This window comes from Bacillus sp. NMCC4 (assembly GCF_002998555.1).
In the GTDB taxonomy this organism is placed as follows: domain Bacteria; phylum Bacillota; class Bacilli; order Bacillales; family Bacillaceae; genus Bacillus.
The window spans coordinates 1-1,286 of sequence record NZ_PVRA01000019.1 but is presented as its reverse complement, the minus strand read 5'-3'; the positions used below and the strand labels follow the sequence as shown (position 1 = coordinate 1,286).

The window sequence follows — 1,286 nt, the reverse complement described above, 5'->3', positions numbered from 1 at the left end:
GGGACTGACCCCATAAGATGAGACAAATAAAAAACACCTTCAAGTTTGAAAATGGATCGTTGTGATCCGAAATAAAACATGGAGGTGTTTTTTCTATGGGGACAAGAGTGAGTTATCCGGTTGAAGTCAAACAGAAGGCTGTAGAAATGAGATTGGCAGGCGTACCTATGAAAGAGATCATGCAGAAATTGAATATCAAGAATAAGACGCAGGTTCAGACATGGGTGAGGTGGCATAAGGCTGGGGATACACACCGGTTCGAACAGCCTGTTGGAAAACAATATACCTATGGAAAGGGTCCCGAGTACTCTTCCGAATTAGAGAGGCTGCAGGCAGAAAATCGCTATTTGAGTCAACAGAATGAAGTTTTAAAAAAGTACAACGAATTGGAAAGGAAGTTGATAAGGAAACGTCAATCAAACTGGTAGAAGAATTGTGCAAAACGATGACGGTACAGAACATCTGTGTCCATTTAGGCATCTTACGCACTTCGTATTATAGATGGAAAAAGGATCTGACTCAGAATCATCCTAAAAAACAACTAGAGAAACAGGTCGGCACGTTGTGCCGAAAGCACAAATATCGATATGGTTATCGAAAAATCACAGCCATACTAAAAATGAGAATGCGTATTAACCATAAAACTGTTCAACGTATCATGCAGAAAAACCAGTGGCAATGCCGGGTTAAAATGAAAAAGCGTAAGAAGAATGGGCAGCCCTATGCCGTGGCCGGTAATATACTGGATCGGAACTTTCAGTCTGATCGCCCTCTTGAAAAACTAGTAACGGACATCACGTATTTGCCTTATGGACAGAAACAATTGTACCTTTCCAGTATATTGGATTTATATAATGGAGAAGTGATTGCTTTTACGATTGGTGATAAGCAGGACACAGACTTTATCTTAAACACACTTAATCAGCTCTCAGCACTGCCTGAGAATTGCGTGTTACATAGCGATCAAGGTTCTGTGTATACATCTTACGAGTATCAGAAAGCTGTTCATATAAAAGGCATTACCATGAGCATGTCCCGTAAAGGGACGCCCGCTGATAATGCCTCCATCGAATCGTTTCATTCCTCACTAAAGTCTGAAACGTTCTATCTTAACAGGATTGACCGCACTACGACCAGCATCGTAGAACGCACTGTCAAAGAATACATTTATTATTATAACAACATTCGTATTCAAACGAAACTAAACAACCAATCACCGATAAACTATCGGCAATTGGCTGTATAAAGGTGTTTTGATCCCTGTCTCAAAAACGGGGGTCAGTCCC

Annotated in this window: 1 protein-coding gene; it reads left to right on the top strand. The window is 40.8% G+C overall.

Annotated elements, in window-relative coordinates:
• The first annotated feature begins 95 nt into the window (after positions 1-95).
• A protein-coding gene (locus C6Y02_RS19125) for an IS3 family transposase (protein WP_106031978.1) occupies positions 96-1,246 on the top strand; the annotation gives its coding sequence in 2 pieces (ribosomal slippage) (positions 96-369 and positions 369-1,246; 1,152 coding nt in all).
• Positions 1,247-1,286 lie beyond the last annotated feature (40 nt).